Source organism: uncultured Marinobacter sp., from assembly GCF_963974375.1.
Taxonomy (GTDB): Bacteria; Pseudomonadota; Gammaproteobacteria; order Pseudomonadales; family Oleiphilaceae; genus Marinobacter.
This window is the reverse complement of sequence record NZ_CAXBDN010000021.1, coordinates 1-17385: the sequence shown is the minus strand read 5'-3', so window position 1 is coordinate 17385 and position 17385 is coordinate 1. Positions and strand designations below refer to the sequence as shown.

The 17385-nt window shown below is 57.9% G+C and carries 16 protein-coding genes; 7 read left to right on the top strand and 9 right to left on the bottom strand.

Going from position 1 to position 17385, the window contains the following annotated elements:
- The first annotated feature begins 89 nt into the window (after positions 1–89).
- From AAC035_RS03265 to AAC035_RS03235, 7 genes are all read left to right on the top strand, one after another.
- Entirely contained in the window at positions 90–512 is a 423-nt protein-coding gene (locus AAC035_RS03265; protein WP_339799910.1) for a PaaI family thioesterase, read from the top strand.
- Positions 509–943 carry a PaaI family thioesterase gene (locus AAC035_RS03260; RefSeq protein ID WP_339799900.1) on the top strand — a complete coding sequence of 145 codons (435 nt, stop codon included), beginning with the start codon at positions 509–511 and terminating at the stop codon, positions 941–943. The genes AAC035_RS03265 and AAC035_RS03260 overlap by 4 nt, the downstream gene beginning before the upstream one ends.
- A 167-nt stretch (positions 944–1110) precedes the next feature.
- Positions 1111–3003: a molecular chaperone HtpG gene (htpG, locus tag AAC035_RS03255; RefSeq protein ID WP_339799898.1), complete on the top strand. Its 1893-nt coding sequence runs from the start codon at positions 1111–1113 to the stop codon at positions 3001–3003.
- Between the two features lie 16 nt (positions 3004–3019).
- Entirely contained in the window at positions 3020–3244 is a 225-nt protein-coding gene (locus AAC035_RS03250) for a DUF2835 domain-containing protein (protein ID WP_339799897.1), read from the top strand.
- A gap of 431 nt (positions 3245–3675) precedes the next feature.
- Complete coding sequence (katG, locus tag AAC035_RS03245; protein WP_339799895.1) at positions 3676–5847, top strand: catalase/peroxidase HPI; 2172 nt, start codon at positions 3676–3678, stop codon at positions 5845–5847.
- A gap of 140 nt (positions 5848–5987) precedes the next feature.
- Positions 5988–6953: a tRNA-dihydrouridine synthase gene (locus AAC035_RS03240; RefSeq protein WP_339799893.1), complete on the top strand. Its 966-nt coding sequence runs from the start codon at positions 5988–5990 to the stop codon at positions 6951–6953.
- Between the two features lie 184 nt (positions 6954–7137).
- On the top strand, positions 7138–7545 hold the full coding sequence (locus AAC035_RS03235) for a hypothetical protein (protein ID WP_339799891.1): 408 nt from the start codon (positions 7138–7140) through the stop codon (positions 7543–7545).
- Positions 7546–7598: 53 nt separating this feature from the next.
- Here AAC035_RS03235 and yeiP read toward each other — a convergent pair whose 3' ends face one another.
- The 9 genes from yeiP to AAC035_RS03190 all read right to left on the bottom strand — a co-directional run.
- The gene (yeiP, locus tag AAC035_RS03230; RefSeq protein ID WP_339799890.1) at positions 7599–8174 is read right to left on the bottom strand and encodes an elongation factor P-like protein YeiP; all 576 of its coding nucleotides are present in this window, start codon (positions 8172–8174) and stop codon (positions 7599–7601) included.
- Between the two features lie 155 nt (positions 8175–8329).
- The gene (locus AAC035_RS03225; protein WP_339799888.1) at positions 8330–8707 is read right to left on the bottom strand and encodes a PaaI family thioesterase; all 378 of its coding nucleotides are present in this window, start codon (positions 8705–8707) and stop codon (positions 8330–8332) included.
- A 127-nt stretch (positions 8708–8834) separates the two neighbouring features.
- A complete protein-coding gene (locus AAC035_RS03220; protein ID WP_339799886.1) occupies positions 8835–10103 on the bottom strand; it encodes a TIGR03862 family flavoprotein in 1269 nt (422 codons plus the stop codon).
- A gap of 74 nt (positions 10104–10177) precedes the next feature.
- A complete protein-coding gene (locus tag AAC035_RS03215; protein WP_339799884.1) occupies positions 10178–11737 on the bottom strand; it encodes a glutamate synthase-related protein in 1560 nt (519 codons plus the stop codon).
- Positions 11738–11952: 215 nt separating this feature from the next.
- Complete coding sequence (locus AAC035_RS03210; protein WP_339799882.1) at positions 11953–12870, bottom strand: hypothetical protein; 918 nt, start codon at positions 12868–12870, stop codon at positions 11953–11955.
- A gap of 90 nt (positions 12871–12960) precedes the next feature.
- On the bottom strand, positions 12961–14520 hold the full coding sequence (locus AAC035_RS03205; protein WP_339799880.1) for a sensor domain-containing diguanylate cyclase: 1560 nt from the start codon (positions 14518–14520) through the stop codon (positions 12961–12963).
- Between the two features lie 197 nt (positions 14521–14717).
- Positions 14718–15491: a carboxylesterase family protein gene (locus tag AAC035_RS03200; RefSeq protein WP_339799878.1), complete on the bottom strand. Its 774-nt coding sequence runs from the start codon at positions 15489–15491 to the stop codon at positions 14718–14720.
- The gene (locus tag AAC035_RS03195) at positions 15433–16746 is read right to left on the bottom strand and encodes a carboxylesterase family protein (RefSeq protein ID WP_339799876.1); all 1314 of its coding nucleotides are present in this window, start codon (positions 16744–16746) and stop codon (positions 15433–15435) included. The genes AAC035_RS03200 and AAC035_RS03195 overlap by 59 nt, the downstream gene beginning before the upstream one ends.
- A gap of 301 nt (positions 16747–17047) precedes the next feature.
- A partial coding sequence (locus AAC035_RS03190) for an alpha/beta hydrolase (RefSeq protein WP_339799875.1) occupies positions 17048–17385 on the bottom strand: 338 nt, incomplete at its 5' end.

Sequence of the window (17385 nt, the reverse complement as noted above, 5' to 3'; positions counted from 1 at the left end):
ACTCTCAATCAGAAGATAAGCGCCCACCCGCCTCGCGGCAGGAGCTGATCGCACGTACCACTCGCTTTATCAGTATTCTGAAACAGGTAATGGAGCTGGGCGTTACCGTGTCAGACGCTGGCCAGAACCAGCTGACCCTGTGCCTTCCTTATAGTCGCAAGATCATTGGCAACCCGGACACCGGGGTTATACACGGTGGCGCAATCACCACGCTGATGGACACCGCCTCGGGCTCGGTGATGATCTGCGCGCTGGAGGAGTTCGAGCTGTGCCCGACACTCGACCTGCGAGTGGATTACATGCGCCCGGCGGAGCCGGACAAGCCGGTGTATGCCCGGGCCGAAGTGCACAAGATGACCCGTCATATTGCCTTTACCCGCTGTGAGGCCTACCAGCTGAACGATGCCGGTCAGGAGGACATCATCGCCAACTGTGTGGCGACGTTCATGCGTATTGGCAAAGAGTCGACACCGCAGGCGTACCGGGACATGATCATGGGAGCATCGTCATGACCAACGTAGATATCCTGCACCATACCCAGCGGACCGGCGATTTCAGCCAATTGCTGGAAAGTATTCCCTACGCCGGTTTTATCGGCCTGCAATGCGACCGGTTCGGTGATGATCTGATTTTCCGCCTGCCGCGCAAGCCGGAAAACCTGGGCAACCCCATGTTGCCCGCCATCCACGGCGGCGTCATCGGTGGCTTTATGGAAGTGTCGGCGGCGATTTACCTGATGATGTCCCAGGATACCTTCCGGGTCCCGAAGATTGTGGATTTCTCCCTGGACTACCTGCGGGCCGGGCTGGACCGGGAAACCTACGCCGAATGTCATCTGACACGGCAGGGCAACCGGGTGGCAAATGTGATGATTTCCGCCTGGCAGAAATCCCGGCGTGAGCCTATCGCCACGGCACGGGCGCATTTTCTGCTGGAGAAGTAGTCAGTTTCGATATCTTCGGGCAAGGGATGCCTGAAAACAGCATCGAGGTCCACAAGCAATGACTGTCCGAACCTTGAAATATCGGATGTGGCCCCCATTTTTCTGCTCACACCACAGGTAATCGGCTTGTGTCCGAGATTGAGTAACCTAGCAGGAGAATCCGACCCATGACGGTTGAAGCGCAGAAAGAAACCCTTGGTTTTCAGACCGAAGTGAAGCAACTGCTTCATCTGATGATCCATTCGCTGTATTCGAACAAGGAAATCTTCCTGCGGGAGCTGATTTCCAACGCTTCGGATGCCGAAGACAAGCTTCGGTTTGCCGCCCTGAAAGATGACACCCTTTACGAGAACGATCCGGACCTGAAAATCCGGCTGGCCTTCGACGCCGACAAGAACACCATCACACTGACCGATAACGGCATCGGCATGAGTCGTGAAGACGTGGTCCAGAACCTGGGCACCATCGCCCGGTCCGGCACGGCGGAGTTCCTGGCCCAGCTTTCCGGTGACCAGAAGAAGGACAGCAAGCTGATCGGTCAGTTTGGTGTGGGTTTCTACTCCGCCTTTATCGTTGCGGACCGGGTTGAAGTCTACACCCGTCGGGCCGGGGCTCCGGTTGCCGAGGGCGTTCACTGGGAATCCAGTGGCGACGGCGAGTTCACCATCGAAACCCTGGAGCGGGAAGCCCGCGGCACCGAGATCGTGCTGCACCTGAAATCCAGCGAGAAAGAATTTGCCGATGGCTGGCGTCTGCGCACGCTGGTGAAAAAATATTCCGACCACATTTCGTTTCCGGTGGTCATGAAGTCGGAGCCCACCGACAAGGACGAAGTGCCCGCGGACGAAACCGTCAACGATGCCACCGCCCTGTGGACCTTGCCCCGCACCGAGGTAAAGGACGACGAGTACAAGGAATTCTACAAGCACATTGCCCATGATTTTGAGGACCCGCTGATCTGGTCCCATAACAAGGTGGAAGGCAAGCTGGATTACACCAGTCTTCTCTATGTCCCTTCCCGTGCCCCGTTTGACATGTATAACCGGGAAGCTCCCCGGGGTCTCAAGCTCTACGTTCAGCGTGTGTTTATCATGGACGACGCCGAACAGTTCCTGCCCCTGTACCTGCGCTTCACCAAGGGTGTGATTGATTCCAACGATCTGTCACTGAACGTTTCCCGGGAAATTCTGCAGAACGACAGTACCGTCGAGAACATCCGCACAGCCGTGACCAAGCGGGTACTGGACATGTTGTCCAAGCTGGCGAAGAAGGACGGCGACGAGTACCAGAAGTTCTGGGATGAGTTCGGCAGTGTGCTGAAGGAGGGCCCGGCGGAAGATTTTGGCAACCGCGAGAAGATCGCCGGGCTGCTGCGTTTCGCCTCCACCCATACCGGAGACAAGACCCAGAACGTGTCACTGGACGACTACATCGCCCGGATGAAAGAAGGTCAGCAGAAGATCTACTACATCACTGCTGACAACTTTGTCGCCGCCAAGAGCAGTCCGCACCTTGAGGTGTTCCGTAAAAAGGGCATTGAAGTGCTGATCCTGTCGGATCGTATTGATGAATGGATGACCGGTTACCTCAACGAATACGACGGCAAGAAACTGCAGGATGTGGCCCGTGGTGAGCTTGACCTGGGTGAGGTGGAAACCGAAGAAGACAAGAAACACCAGGAAGAAGCCACCAAGGCCCATCAGGATCTGCTGGACCGGATCAGGAAGTCCCTGGATGACAAGGTTCAGGAAGTCCGGGTTACCAACCGGCTGACCGATTCACCGGCCTGTCTGGTGGTGGGCGATTTTGATATGGGGGCCCAGATGAAGAAGATCATGGAAGCCGCCGGCCAGAAAGTACCGGACAGCAAACCGATTTTCGAGATCAACGTTGACCATCCGCTGGTCCAGCGGCTGGAAAGCGAGCAAGGTGAGGAGCGGTTTGGGGAGCTGTCTGCCGTTCTGTTTGACCAGGCTACCCTGGCAAGTGGCGAGCAGCTGACGGATCCCGGAGCTTACGTCACCCGTCTCAACCGTCTGTTGCTGGAACTGGCCAACTGATCAGGAAACGCCATTAATGCAGCAGATTATTGTGGACATAAGCATCAGCCCGGATGAGTGGATCAAGCTGTATCAGGGGTTGGCGACGGATGTTCGCACCACGGCCCGGGACGGACGCTCAGTCCGCTTCCCGGCCCGTATCCTTTCCCGGTTTTACCTCAGCGATGGGGTGCGCGGCAGTTTCCGGATTCTATTTGATGATTCCGGTAAATTTACCACCATCGAGCGCATTTCCAGGTAGCGCCTGCCAGCCCGACGTCCTCCCGCACTTATCGATTGATAAAAACTTTCGTTATTGTATTTTTAATTAATTGTTTCTTCGTTGCTCCGGCACGCTATGGTGTTGTTGTACCCGTAGATACTGGAGTGTTCCCATGTTTCCGGTGAAAAAAAATCTGGCGTTCTGGCACGGCATTATCGATGTTTTGTCAGATTACCTGGCCAACTACGGCAGGTCTCTTTTATTGACCGGTGAGGTTCGGGCCAGAACCGGACTGCGGGGACGGCCCTCGGAACAGCTGTTGAGATCTCTTGACGGACAATAGAGTTCGTCTATGGAGCCAGTAGGAAAGCTTCAAGCAGCGAAATCTCAATCAACTATAGTAATGGGTGTTCCGTCGGTAACCATGAATTCAGGTGAGTTGCTAATTGCAGTACTAACAGGAGAGAACAATGACTCAGAACAATGACTCAGGTGGTAAATGCCCGGTAATGCATGGATCCAATACCCAGGGTAAAGCAGATGTGGTGGCCTGGTGGCCCGAATCCCTGAACCTTGACATCCTGCATCAGCACGACAAGAAAACCGATCCGATGGGCGAGGAATTCGACTACCGGGAAGAGGTCAGAAAACTCGATTTTGAAGCTCTTGAAAAAGACATGCACGAGCTGATGACCAACAGCCAGGACTGGTGGCCAGCCGACTGGGGCCATTATGGTGGTCTGATGATCCGTCTGGCGTGGCACGCCGCCGGCACCTATCGTTTGTCGGACGGCCGTGGTGGCGCGGGTACCGGCAACCAACGCTTTGCGCCACTGAACTCCTGGCCTGACAACGGCAACCTCGACAAGGCCCGGCGTCTGCTGTGGCCGTTGAAGAAGAAATACGGCAACAAGGTAAGCTGGGGTGACCTGTACATCCTGGCCGGTAACGTTGCCTACGAATCCATGGGCTTCAAAACCTTCGGCTTTTCCTACGGCCGTGCGGACATCTGGCATCCGGAAAAAGACATTTACTGGGGTGCCGAGAAAGAGTGGCTGGCACCGTCTGACAGTCGTTATGAGAATGTCGATAAGCCAGACACCATGGAGAATCCCCTTGCTGCGGTGCAGATGGGTCTTATCTATGTGAACCCTGAAGGCGTTAACGGCAAGTCCGATCCGCTGAAAACCGCCGAGCAGGTCCGCGAGACCTTTGCCCGGATGGCGATGAACGACGAAGAAACCGCTGCCCTGACCGCCGGTGGTCATACTGTGGGTAAGGCTCACGGTAATGGCGATGCTGACGCGCTGGGTGCCGAGCCCGAAGGTGCCGACGTCCAGGAACAGGGTCTTGGCTGGATCAATCCGAACCTGCAAGGCAAGGCTACCAATGCCGTTACATCTGGCATTGAGGGCGCCTGGACCACCAATCCCACCCAGTTCGACATGGGTTACTTTGACCTGCGTTTTGGCTATGAGTGGGAACTGACCAAGAGCCCGGCCGGCGCCAGCCAGTGGCGGCCTGTCAACATCAAGGAAGAAGACAAGCCGGTAGATGCCACCGATCCGTCCATCCGTCACGAGCCGATGATGACCGATGCGGATATGGCCATGAAGGTCGATCCCAAGTACCGCGCCATCTGCGAAAAGTTCATGGCAGATCCCGAGTACTTCAAGGACTGTTTCGCCCGTGCCTGGTTCAAGCTGACGCACCGTGACATGGGTCCCCGGTCGCGCTACATCGGTCCTGATGTACCCCAGGAAGATCTGATCTGGCAGGATCCGGTGCCCCAGGGCGAGACCAACTACATAGAAGAGATCGTCAAAGAGAAAATTGCAGAAAGCGGTCTGAGCATCAACGAGCTGGTTTGTACCGCCTGGGACAGCGCCCGTACCTATCGTGGTTCGGACATGCGTGGCGGAGCCAACGGCGCCCGTATTCGTCTGGCCCCGCAGAAGGACTGGGAAGGTAACGAGCCCCAGCGTCTGGCCAAGGTGCTGGCAGTTTATGAGAAGATCTCCGCCGAGACCGGTGCCAGTGTTGCCGACGTGATTGTTCTGGGTGGCAACCTGGGTATTGAAAAGGCAGCGAAAGCGGCAGGTCACGATGTTCACGTACCGTTCCACAAAGGTCGTGGTGACGCTACCGTGGAGCAGACCGATGCGGAATCTTTCGAGCCGCTGGAGCCACTGGCGGACGGCTTCCGTAACTGGCAGAAGAAGGAGTATGTGGTCAAGCCAGAGGAAATGCTTCTGGATCGCGCCCAGCTTATGGGCCTGACCGCGCCGGAAATGACCGTGCTGCTCGGTGGTATGCGGGTACTCGGCACCAACTACGGTGACACCAGGCATGGAGTGTTCACAGATCGCGTGGGTCAGCTGACCAACGATTTCTTTGTGAACCTGACCGACATGGCGAACCGTTGGGAGCCAACCGGCAAGAACTCCTACAATATCGTGGATCGCAAGAACGGCAATACCAAGTGGACCGCTACCCGGGCTGATCTCGTGTTCGGGTCCAACTCCATCCTGCGCTCCTACGCCGAGGTGTACGCACAGGACGACAACGAAGCGAAGTTTGTGAAGGACTTTGTGGCCGCCTGGGCCAAGGTCATGGACGCAGACCGCTTCGACATCAAGTAAGTAAATCTGCATTTTCAGGCACTCCCGTTGGGGAGTGCCTGATATCTTCTGTTTACTACCTACTGTTAACCTCCGCTCAGATTCCTTACAATCCCGCTCCGTTCATTGTTTAATCAAAACCGCTGTATTCCGGAGCTTTCATGCGAATTATCCTTGCCCCGATGGAAGGGCTGGTTGATGCACCCATCCGCGAGACCCTGACAAAAGTTGGCGGAATCGACCGGTGCGTAACGGAGTTCATTCGCGTGACCCAGGGCATGCTGCCGCCTCGCATTTTCTACAAGTACGCTCCCGAACTGCATAACCGCTCGCTGACCCGCGTGGGCGTGCCGGTGGCTGTCCAGCTGCTGGGTTCAGATCCGGCGATGATGGCCCGCCACGGTGAACAGGCGGCCAGTCTTGGCGCCACTCAGGTGGACATCAACTTCGGTTGTCCGGCGAAAACCGTTAACAAGCACAAGGGCGGCTGTGTGTTGATGCGGGAGCCGGAACTGATGGCCGAGATCGTGGCTGCGGTGCGTCAGGCGGTACCCGCGGATATTCCGGTCACCGCAAAGATGCGCCTGGGCTACGACGACCGTTCCATGGGCGTGGCCTGTGCCCAGGCTCTGGAAGCCGCCGGGGCCGGAGAGATTGTCATCCATGCCCGCAGCAAGGTCGACGGTTACAAGCCACCGGCCTACTGGGAAGAAATCGCCAGGGCTAGGGAAGCGGTCAGTACCCCGGTCATCGCCAACGGCGAGATCTGGACTGTCGCTGACTACTGGCGCTGCCGTGAGGTATCCGGATGCGATGATGTAATGATTGGCCGGGGCCTGATCGCCCGCCCGGATCTGGCCCGGGCCATAAAGGCCAGCCAGTGTGGCGAGGAAATCCCCCCTATGACCTGGCATGAGGTGGTTGCCCTGATGGAAGAGTACGCCGCCGCCCTGCAAACCCGGCTGGAAGACCGCTACGTGACCGGGCGTATCAAGCAATGGCTGAACTATCTGCGTCAGGGCTTCAGCGAGGCTGAACAGATCTGGCCGAACGCCCGGAAAATTCGTGAAGTCGCCCCCATGCTGGCCTGCCTGAGCAGCGTGGAATCCCACCAGGCCGCCGCCTGAGGCGACAGTCTGGCCGTTCCTTCAGCGTCAGAATCTGCATTTTCCGTCCCGGATACTGGCTGTTCCGTAAAGATGGGAAGCAGCCCACGGATAACGTCCTGAATCTCCCATAAATTATCGCCTTCATCATCCGGTCGTGGGCGTGCCTTCTGGCGCCCATGTACTTCTGAGGGAGATACCGCCTATGGAGAGTAATCACAACACCGTTTGCCGGAAGTCGCTGTTGCGTCTGGCCGTGGTACTTGGCCTCACGTTCAGTGTGGCCGGATGCGCCACTCAGGCAGCCCCGGCGAATCCGTTACTGGCAGACGCTGAGGCATTCTGTGAGGTTTACCAGCCAAAACACTGGCGTGATCAAGATCCGGAGCTGGGGCTGTTCGAGCTGGAAACCCTGGCGCAGCAACAACTTCGTGAAGTTCTGCGTACGGAGCAATTCAAGGACCTCATCATAACCCTGGATGAGGTGAACCATTACCGCGAGCTGTATCCGACGGCAAAGAGCGAGATCGAGCGGCTTATCGGCACTGAATGGAACTGTCCGGCCTACCAGCAGTTTTTCGATATCGAAAGTCGCAAGCAGGCCGGAGAGTAGCTGTCAGAGGGTAATGCGGAATCCATTCGTCATCTGATGCAGTATCTTCAGGGCTATTTGGATTCCGCGCGACTGATAAAGCGGCGATCTTCCACATTCACCCGGATCCGATCACCCTGGGAAATGTGCTCGGGCACCTGCACCGTCAGACCCGTTGAGAGGATGGCGGGCTTGGTACGGGCAGTGGCTGAACCGCCTTTGATGGACGGGTCTGTTTCGACAATTTCCAGCTCGACAATGGCCGGCAGATCGATGGCAACCGGGGTGTCCTTGACCAGAATAACCACCAGGCCCTGGGTATCCTCGTTGATGAAAAGCAGTTCCTCCGCGATGGTGTCCTTGTTCAGCATGTAGGATGTGAAATCCTCGCTGTCCATGAAGAAATATTCTTCGCCATCAGAGTAGGAGAAGGTGGAGGCCCGTCTGGTCAGGTCGGCAAAGTTCAGCATGTCTGAGTCCTTGAAGGTCTCATCCAGCTTGTTGTCGTTGACCACATCGTACATGCGCATACGGTACAGGCTGCCACCGGCCCGGCCCTGGGGAACCGATCGTTCGATGTCCCGCACAATGTAGACCCTGCCGTTATACTCGACGGCCATGTTTTTCTTGATTTCGCTTGCTTTAGGCATCTTGGTTCAGCTCTGAAAATGAGGTTCACGGGCGTGTCGGCGGATTCTAATGGAAACCCGATTCGAATCACAGATGCGGTATTCACAGAAAACTGAACCGGTGTACGGAAGCTGAATCTGATTTTCCACACACCTTGCCTGCGGGCTCTAGCGGCTCAGGTCTTCCGCGGGAATATGGCGTAGTTACCGTTGGCCTGGGCCACCAGAATGCCGTCCACGTACAGTCGCGAATCCAGGTTGGCGAGACGTTTGCCGCGGTTGATCATCTGGGTCTTGCAGGTCACCTTGCCCCCGAACACCGGCTTGAAATAGTTCATCTTGATTTCGACCGTTGCGCAGATCAGGCCATCGTCAAGGGTAGGGAACAGCGCGGACCCCATGCCGCTGTCTGCTAATGCATAAAGCACGGCACCATGGGCGACCTTGTTGATATTCAGATGTTTTTCCTCAATCTGGATACTGGTAATGCTGGAGCCTTCCTGGACATCTTCCATGACCATATCAATAAGTTTCGCAAAATGCTGGGCTGCCATAGGATTGTCTCTTTTTTATTTGGTAAGTGCCGGATATTGGATGCCAGGGCGCATCCGCGCAGAAACGCCCCGTGTCCGACAAGAGAGTAGTTTGCAAATAATCAGCGAATAATGGAAGCCTTGATCGTCATCTGTCCACGACTGCCGGCTGTTGCAGATAACTGACCACGCCGGTGCCGGCTACCCAACCGCTGGCCAGACAGCCCGTCAACAGGTAACCACCGGTGGGTGCCTCCCAGTCGAGCATTTCGCCGGCACAGAATACCCCGGGTAGCGGCTTCAGCATCAGGTCTTCGGTAAGGTCCCCGAAGCGGACACCACCGGCACTGCTGATGGCCCGGCTGATATCAAAGGGGGCGCCCAGGGGCACGGGCAGCTGTTTGATACAGTGGGCCAGTTGAACCGGATCGTTCATGGCATCAAGACCACCGAACTCTCTCAGCAATCCGGCTTTCACGCCTTCAATACCGGCTTTGCTGCGCAGGTGTCGGGCCATGGAGCGGCTGCCCCGGGGCTGCGCCAGCCGGGTGGCAAGGTCGTCTTCACTGCGGCCGGGATTCAGGTCCAGCAACACGGTGGTTTGACCGTGGGTCTTCACCTGGTCTCGGGCGTTGGCCGAAAGCGCGTACATCAGCCCCCCTTCGAGGCCGTCGTCCGTCACCATCAGTTCACCGCTATGCCAGTCTCCCGGTTGTGCATCAGTCCTGTCTCCAGGGCCGCTCAGGCGGCCTTTCACCGACTTCACCGGCTGGCGGGCAAAGCGTTGGCGGAAGTGTTCGCTCCAGCCAACCTGAAAGCCGCAATTGCTGGGCTCGAACGCTGCAATATCGACACCCCGGTGCCGCAGCGGTATGACCCAGCGACCATCTGAACCCAGCTCCGGCCAGCTCGCACCACCCATGGCCAGGACGGTGGCTTGTGCCGTGAACGATTGCAGGCCTGATGGCGTTTCGAACTGAAGGTCATCGCCCTCCCAGCCCAGCCAGCGCCAGTGCATATGGAATTCGACGCCCATGCTCCGCAACCGGTGCAGCCAGGCCCGCAACAACGGTGCGGCCTTTTTGTCCATGGGGAATACCCGCTGCGACGAACCCACAAAGGTTTCGATACCCAGTCCGTGTACCCAGTCCAGCAACTGTGCCGGGCCGAAGCGTGCCAGCATGGACGCCAGCTGGCTGCTGGCTTCGCCATAGCGGTCGGTAAAGGCGGGCAGGGGTTCAGCATGGGTCAGATTGAGCCCGCCAATGCCTGCCCGCAAGAGCTTGCGGCCGGCACTGGCTTTGGTATCGAAGACCACTACCCGAAGACCGGCGTGGGCCATGACTTCAGCGGCAAGCAGGCCGGCAGGGCCGGCACCGATCACTGCGACAGCGGGTGAAGAAACAGTATCTGACATGATTGGGCAGCATCAGCAAATGGAGGCCAATGATACACCCTGAATGACATCAGGTCAGGACATGCTATTGGCAGCTAACCCTCCGGGCCAAGCAGACCGGCGTAACGCACACCGCTTAGCAGGGCCATGTCCCGGCTACAGGTGGCCAGGTCTTGCGGGCTGAACTTGTCCAGGCTGTCGTGACCACAGGCCCGCGCCATCACCTGCATCAGTGAAACCGAAGACTGCAGGAAATTTCTGAGCTGACTGGCTGACTTGTCCACGTTCAGACGCTGTCTCAGATCCGCTCGTTGGGTAGCGATTCCCGCCGGGCAGTTGTTGGTGTTGCAGATGCGCGCAGCGACACAGCCGATCGACTGAATGGCGCTGTTGGCAACCGCAACGCCGTCAGCCCCCAGAGCCAGGGCCTTTACGAAATCTATGGGCACCCGCAGGCCGCCGGTAATGATCAGCGTTACCCGCCCGCTGGCACCGCATTTGTCCAGATAGCGACGGGCCCGTGCAAGGGCGGGAATGGTGGGCACACTGATGTGGTCCCGGAACATCTCCGGCGCCGCACCGGTACCTCCGCCGCGACCATCCAGAATGATGTAATCCGCCCCCGCATCCAGGGCAAACTGAATGTCACGCTCGATGTGGTTGGCGCTGAGCTTGAAGCCGACGGGAATTCCGCCGGTGATTTCCCTCACCCGGTCGGCAAAGCGCCTGAAATCGCTGACTGAATGAAGATCCTCGAAGGTGGGCGGAGACACGGCCGGTTCTCCCTCCGGGATTCCCCGTACTTCAGAAATCTTGCCGGTGTTCTTGTTGCCCGGCAGATGACCGCCGGTACCGGTCTTGGCGCCCTGGCCACCCTTGAAGTGGAACGCCTGGACCTTGCTCAGCAGGTCCTCCTTGTAGCCGAAGCGGGCGCTGGCCAGCTCATAGAAATAACGGGAGTTTTCCTGTTGCTCTTCCGGCAGCATGCCGCCTTCGCCGGAGCAGATGCCGGTACCTGCCAGCTCCGCGCCTCTGGCGAGAGCAATTTTGGCCTCCTCCGATAGAGCGCCAAAGCTCATGTCTGAAACCAGCAGCGGCATTTCAAGGCTTAGCGGTTTCTTCGCTTCGGGGCCAATCACCAGCCTGGCGTCGACGGCAGTGTCTTCCATCAATGGTTGCGTGGCCATCTGTGCCACCATCAACTGAATGTCATCCCAGTGGGGCAGCTGATGACGCGGTACGCCCATGGCGACCATGGGGCCGTGGTGACCGAAGCCGTCGAGCCCTTCACGGGCAAGCTGGTGAATGAACTCGACGGTTGGTTCTTCACGGGTATTGCTGGCCTCGGGTCCGCTGTTGCTGTCATCTTCTTTGCGGCCGGATGCTTCCGGGCCTTCCTTGCCAACCTCATCCTTGCCGAATTGTTTATGGGTACCATCGCAGAAGGGAGCGTCAGCGGTGTATTTACACTGACACAGGAAGGCCTCACCATCTTCCCTGGCCTCAAAAGCCTTGGGCGTGATACCGGTGTCTTTATGTGAGCCATCGCAGAAGGGCTGGTCTCTGGAGCGCCCGCAGGCGCAAAAGAAATACTCTTTCCCTTTTTCAAGCTGTACTTTTTTGGGCTTGTTGTCGGCAATAACAGGTTGACTCATGGGACAGGCTCCTGAACCGGATCGAATGATGCGCTAAACACTCAGTCTGGAAAAAGATACCGGATTACGCCAGCCCGGGTGTTTGCGCTTCGGATAGTTCAGGTACGCAGCGAGAACGGATTCTTCTCACTTTTCGTGATGGTGGCTGATTGGCGGATGGAGCAGTGGTGGGCAGGGCAAGGGGGCGACCCCCAGGGGTCGCCGCTGTGGTATGACTATTTGCTTTCTTCATCATAGTGCGGATAGGAATGCTTCAGGGTCGCGTGGTTAAGCAGCATTTCCGCTTTCAGGTGCTGGCCACTGGCGTCGTAGATGCGGCTGCGTACCCAGTAAGATTCGGTACGTTTGCTCTCGGAGAGGGCTACGATTTCGCGACGGATCAGGTAGTTCTCGCCGACCAACAGCGGTCCGTCAATCATCCGGATTTCCTGATCGGCAAACAGCCCCACCGTTGGCTGCTTCACCGGGAACCTGGCCAGTTTGCTGCTGTACTCGGCCAGTACGCTGATCATTTCCAGGGGGATGATGGCACGACCCCAGGGTGAGGCGGTTGCGTCGCTGTACCAGGGGGAGTTCTCGGTAATACGTTCCAGTTTCTGGTTCAGCGAGAAGGGGTACAGGTTACCCATATGCTGGTCAGCCGCCATACAAACCGGCTCATCTTCAGCGCCGGTCATGCCGACCTCCAGGTCCGCCAGGATAACCAGCTTCTCCGGTGGTCGCAGTTTGGCCATGCGCTGGTCAAGCAGGCTGTCGCCGTCATCAGGTCCGAGGCTGGCACTGGCTTCCAGAACCGGCGTGCCGTCAGCCTTTTCAGCCCATGCCCGGACACGGGTAGCGCCGGGTGCCGGACGTTCCACGAAGGCCCGCACGCTTTCACCCTCGACCACCATGTTCTGGAAATGAGAAGAGAAACAGCCCCGTTCGAACCAGTCCTTGCCCCAGATCTCGGCCAGCAATGGCACGAACTGACTGAAATGGGTCGGGCCTTCAATGGGGCCGGCCCGGAAGCCAAGCTTTTCAGCCATGCTGTCGTCATGAATCGAGGTATGGCCGCTGTATTCCTGGTCCGCCAGCATCTGGCGGGGCTCCCGTAGCGGGCCGCAAAGAAAGAGTGGGGTATCGAAACTCATGGGGGGTTCCTTATTGTTTATGGATCATCGTCAGCTGACCCTTTACTCAGAGAGGCGACCTGACCAGGCTTCCAGCTCGGGGTGTTGATATCAGGTTTCCGATTCAGTGGTGAGCGGATCGACCACGATACAGTCCCGCCCACCGCTTTTGGCCTGGTACAAACTCCGGTCAGCACGACGGATCAGTGTATCCCGGGTGTCTCCCGGCTGCCACCGGGCGAGCCCGCCACTGAAGCGAATCGGGTAATCAGTGGGCAATTCCGATACCTGTAGCTGATGTACCGCCAGCCGTATCCGCTCCAGTAATTGCCGGGACGATTCAATATCGGTGTCCACCATGAGAATGATGAACTCCTCACCACCGAACCGCGCCAGTTGGTCAACCGATCTTAATTGTTGCCGGCAACAGCTGGAAAAGGCCACCAGAACCTCATCACCGGCGGTATGGCCGAAGTCGTCGTTAATGCGTTTGAAGTGATCGAGATCCAGCAACGCAACACAAAAGGTGTGCTGGTAGCGCTCAGAGCGCTCAAGTTCGGTCTGCAAGGCCTGGTCAAACGCACGGCGGTTCAGGGTGGCGGTCAGCGGGTCGTGGGTAGCCAGTTCGTTCAGCTGGGCTTCCAGCGCCTTGTGGTGGCTGATGTCTCTTAGCTCCATAATCTGGTCCCGCCCCTGCTGGCCGATGGATGACAGGGAGATTTCTGCGTCAAAGCTGCCTTTGTGAAGGTGGCGGGCAACCAGATTTTGCTGGCGGACGTCACCAAGCCGCAAGTGGCTCTTGAGATCCGTCTGGCTGCCGTCGGCAAACAGGGTGCCGATTGGCTGTCTGATCAGCTGGCTACGGTTGAAGCCGGTGAGCAGCTCCAGCCCCGGGTTCGCATCCACGATAACGCCGCCTTCAAGTATCGCGACACCGGAGCTGGAGGCCGACATCAGCCGCTCGAAGCGCTGGGCGTTATCACGGGCTTCCCGGGCGTGATGTTCGCTGCCGGCCAGAATCCGTTGCATGGTCATCAGGGTGACGCCCACAAAGCCCATCAGCATGGCCGGAATGGCGAAGTTGTAAGGCAACAGATAGCTGAACGACTCATAGGGCAGCTTGTAGGGTTCTCCCTGCCACCAGTCGAGATAGCCCAACACGCCTCTGAACAGGGTGACCAGTGAATAAACCAGCAGACTGACGGCAACCAGCAGCCGGGCCGGGCGGGTCACGGCATCGTCCCGGGATCGTGCCAGCAGCCAGATGGCATGCAGTGGCAACAGCCCGGCAATGGTGGAGTAAACCCCCATTAGAAAGTCCGAATTGCCGGCGAACAACCAGTAATGAATGTTGAACACCGCCATGATGCCGACGCTGACCGGAACAATCCACCAGGGCAAAGGCCGGCCCATGAAGCGGAATATACCCAGCAGGAAAATGGCTTCACCAGCCAGCTGGCCAGCGTTGCCCAGAACATTGAGGGTCGGGCTGCCGGTGGCCATAAAGCCAATAAACAGGACGATACCGGCGATGAGTGTCCAGCTGCCGGCCATCCAGAAGCCCGGGCCACTGTAGGGGCGCGTTACCCGCCACAGGGCTGTTGCAGCAATGGCGACGGCCAATAACAGGCACAAACCCAGCAACATCGGTGAGAAATACAGCGCGCTCATAGATCGGGTGTGTCCGCTTTGAAGGAGGAAGGATTATAGCCGGTTAGACAGTACGAGACACGGTATTGGCAGGATCAATACCCTGAGCAGACTTTCAGAAAAATGTGAGTGGCTAAAGGGAGCGGAACCAGCAAGCAAGAGGTGAGCCCCGGTGGCCAGTGTTCAGCTGCTGCGGCACCGGGGCTCAGGTGTTCACTTTACTGCAGGTTTTCTGTCAGACCGGTTTTGACCGTTGCTTCGGTACCCGGACCGATTTCCAGAAAGGTATCATTGTCATTGGTGTAGGTCGGCCAGTGCAGGCTGTCGGTATCCGGATTGCCGGTTCTGGCGAAATTGGTCCACAGGGTCATGGTCAGATCTGACACCGCCATGTCATCTGTCCCGTACTGCATCGAAAGGAAGATGTCCTCGGGATCACCTTCGGAACCGGATACGCCATTGCCATTCAGGTCTCCGATTTCCGGCTGTTCCCCTTCCGGTGTGAGCACCAGCCCCAGCAGAAAATTCTGCACCTGACCTGCAGGGTGGTTGAACAGGTAAGGCAGTTCGCAGCCATGACAGCTTTTCAGGCCAATTGCGTCCCAGCCATCGGGCACCCTGCTGAAGGTATAGACATACTGATCCGGCTGATACTGGTCAGAGATCTGTGCCAGCCAGAGCGGAAGAGCTGCCCGCAAGGAGGCGTAATCACCGGAGGTGGCGCCGCTCATCATGGGCACGTCAGAGGGCAGGCCATCCAGCAGGTTCTGATAGTAGGTTTTGGTCAGATAATAATTATCCACGTTCGGCCGGTAGGTCTGGCGGGGTATGCCGTTGTCCTGGTCCGCCTGGGTAAAGGCTGTCCAGGGCAGGGCGCGGGCTTCTTCCAGAGTGGTTACCCCGGCCCGGTCGAACAACGCCGAGCCGATGGCCTCAGCGGCGGCCAGTGACTCCTCCGGTCCGGTCTGGGTGTCCAGGGGGGAGCGAGCCACTCTGGATAATGGCCTTGTGAAACAGGCCGGTGGCCCGAGGCGAGTTCATCAGGGCATAGGTTTTGCCACCGCCACCGGATTGACCAAAGATGGTGACATTGTCGGGATCGCCACCAAAAGCCGCAATATTGTCCTGCACCCACTTCAGCGCCAGCACCAAATCCATCTGCCCGTAGTTGCCTGAGCCGTTGTAGTCGCTCTCCTCCGTCAGCAGCGGGTGACCGATATAGCCGAAGGGTCCCAGCCGGTGGTTCACCGTCACCAGCACAACGCCCTTGCCGGTCAGGCTGTCCGGGTTGTTGTACTGTTTCGAGTTGGCCGACAGAATCGAAAACGAGCCGCCGTGAAACCAGACCATGACCGGCAATCCGGAAGCGTCTTTGGGTGAGGTTATATTGAGGTAGAGCGAATCCTCACTCATGCCGCCTTCGTTCACGGATTCCAGATTTGTGTCCTGGGCAGACTGATCGGCCCAGGCAACGGCGTCACGAATACCGGACCAGGACTCGGCAGGCTGGGGCGGACGCCAGCGCAGATCACCCAGTGGCGGTTTGCCGTAGGGCACGCCCAGGAACTGCCAGGTGCTGTCATTGGCTTCAAACCCGCGCAACTCACCGCCACTGGTGGTCATTGTGACCCGGGGGCTGGTGGCGCGGTGGAAGAACCCGGTTACATCCGCCGTCGTCTTCACGGTTCGTGGTCGGGGATCTGTGTCTGTGAAGGCGCCGCTGTCGTTCAGTTCAGTAAGCAGTGGTTCCAGGCTGGCGCGGAAGTTGGCGGTGGACTGGTCAAAGTCGATCAGATCCGCGTTGTCGGATATCAGAGTGCGAATAGCCTCGGAGATCTGAATGCCGTTGTTGAGGTCGCCGTCTTCGTCCAGGGTCTGCAACAGGATCAGCCGGTTGCTCACCGCCGGGTCGGAGGCGGAAACCGCGCCTTCGGTGATCGCCAGGGTTGTGACCCTTTCGCTGCCGTCGGCGGAGCCAAGGATCAGATCACCAATGGCGAAGGTGATGGTCTCGTTGTCACGGTAGCTGAAGCGGCCAGACTGATCGGTGACACCGGTCGTTGTGGCCGTGCCGCTGTAGTTGATTCCGGAAACCGGGCTTTCAGCAAAACTGCCGGTCCGGGCGACCGGGTCGGAGGAGTCGTCACTGTCGCTGTTACAGCCGGCCAGTGAAAACAACAAGGGAGCAACGAGAACGCACAGCATTGCCGGACGGTGCCGGCAGAGCGAGGGCACACGGATATTCATGCAGTCTTCCTTCGTATTTGTAGTGGAAAATCCGTTCCGAAATCCGCCGGTCGAGTCGATTCTGCCTCGCCCCTGATGCTCCGACGTACCGCATTCGTATCAACGGTGTCATTGACCGGCCCGGAACCCCGGGCCAGAAACGAACCTGTTCACCTCCGGTTGGTATTGGTTGTAACGATTCAATTAGAGACGAAACTGAATATAGTCCCGATTATTATCCCGTGCAAATTACGGCGTGGTGTCTTTGGCAGGGCAGCGGATAGCGGCCGCGCAGTGACGGTCCGCTATCGCTGTCACACGATCAACGCTGCAGGAAAGTCAGCAAGGCTTCGTTTACCTGTTCAGTGGCTTCACTCTGAAGCCAGTGGCCGAGGCCGGGGTAGACTTCGATAGTCAGATCCGGCACCCGTTCAGCCATCAGCTCCTGGAGCTGTTCATGGGTCGCCCTTTGGGTCGCGATATCCTCACTGCCGGCCAGAAACAGCACCGGGCAGTGCACTTTGCTGTGCTGATAAGGCTGCATCAGTTGCCAGTTGTGGTCCAGATTGCGGTAGTAGTTGATGCCACCGGCAAAGCCACTGTGTTTGTAGCTTGCAACGTAATAGGCCAGTGCCTCGTCCGAAAGCCATTCCGGTTGCT

What these genes read in the sequence shown, in the direction of transcription:
- AAC035_RS03265 (WP_339799910.1), top strand. Translation starts at nt 90, where the DNA reads ATGGAGCTGGGCGTTACCGTGTCAGACGCTGGCCAGAACCAGCTGACC.
- AAC035_RS03260 (WP_339799900.1), top strand. Translation starts at nt 509, where the DNA reads ATGACCAACGTAGATATCCTGCACCATACCCAGCGGACCGGCGATTTC.
- htpG (WP_339799898.1), top strand. Translation starts at nt 1,111, where the DNA reads ATGACGGTTGAAGCGCAGAAAGAAACCCTTGGTTTTCAGACCGAAGTG.
- AAC035_RS03250 (WP_339799897.1), top strand. Translation starts at nt 3,020, where the DNA reads ATGCAGCAGATTATTGTGGACATAAGCATCAGCCCGGATGAGTGGATC.
- katG (WP_339799895.1), top strand. Translation starts at nt 3,676, where the DNA reads ATGACTCAGAACAATGACTCAGGTGGTAAATGCCCGGTAATGCATGGA.
- AAC035_RS03240 (WP_339799893.1), top strand. Translation starts at nt 5,988, where the DNA reads ATGCGAATTATCCTTGCCCCGATGGAAGGGCTGGTTGATGCACCCATC.
- AAC035_RS03235 (WP_339799891.1), top strand. Translation starts at nt 7,138, where the DNA reads ATGGAGAGTAATCACAACACCGTTTGCCGGAAGTCGCTGTTGCGTCTG.
- yeiP (WP_339799890.1), bottom strand. Translation starts at nt 8,174, where the DNA reads ATGCCTAAAGCAAGCGAAATCAAGAAAAACATGGCCGTCGAGTATAAC.
- AAC035_RS03225 (WP_339799888.1), bottom strand. Translation starts at nt 8,707, where the DNA reads ATGGCAGCCCAGCATTTTGCGAAACTTATTGATATGGTCATGGAAGAT.
- AAC035_RS03220 (WP_339799886.1), bottom strand. Translation starts at nt 10,103, where the DNA reads ATGTCAGATACTGTTTCTTCACCCGCTGTCGCAGTGATCGGTGCCGGC.
- AAC035_RS03215 (WP_339799884.1), bottom strand. Translation starts at nt 11,737, where the DNA reads ATGAGTCAACCTGTTATTGCCGACAACAAGCCCAAAAAAGTACAGCTT.
- AAC035_RS03210 (WP_339799882.1), bottom strand. Translation starts at nt 12,870, where the DNA reads ATGAGTTTCGATACCCCACTCTTTCTTTGCGGCCCGCTACGGGAGCCC.
- AAC035_RS03205 (WP_339799880.1), bottom strand. Translation starts at nt 14,520, where the DNA reads ATGAGCGCGCTGTATTTCTCACCGATGTTGCTGGGTTTGTGCCTGTTA.
- AAC035_RS03195 (WP_339799876.1), bottom strand. Translation starts at nt 16,746, where the DNA reads ATGAATATCCGTGTGCCCTCGCTCTGCCGGCACCGTCCGGCAATGCTG.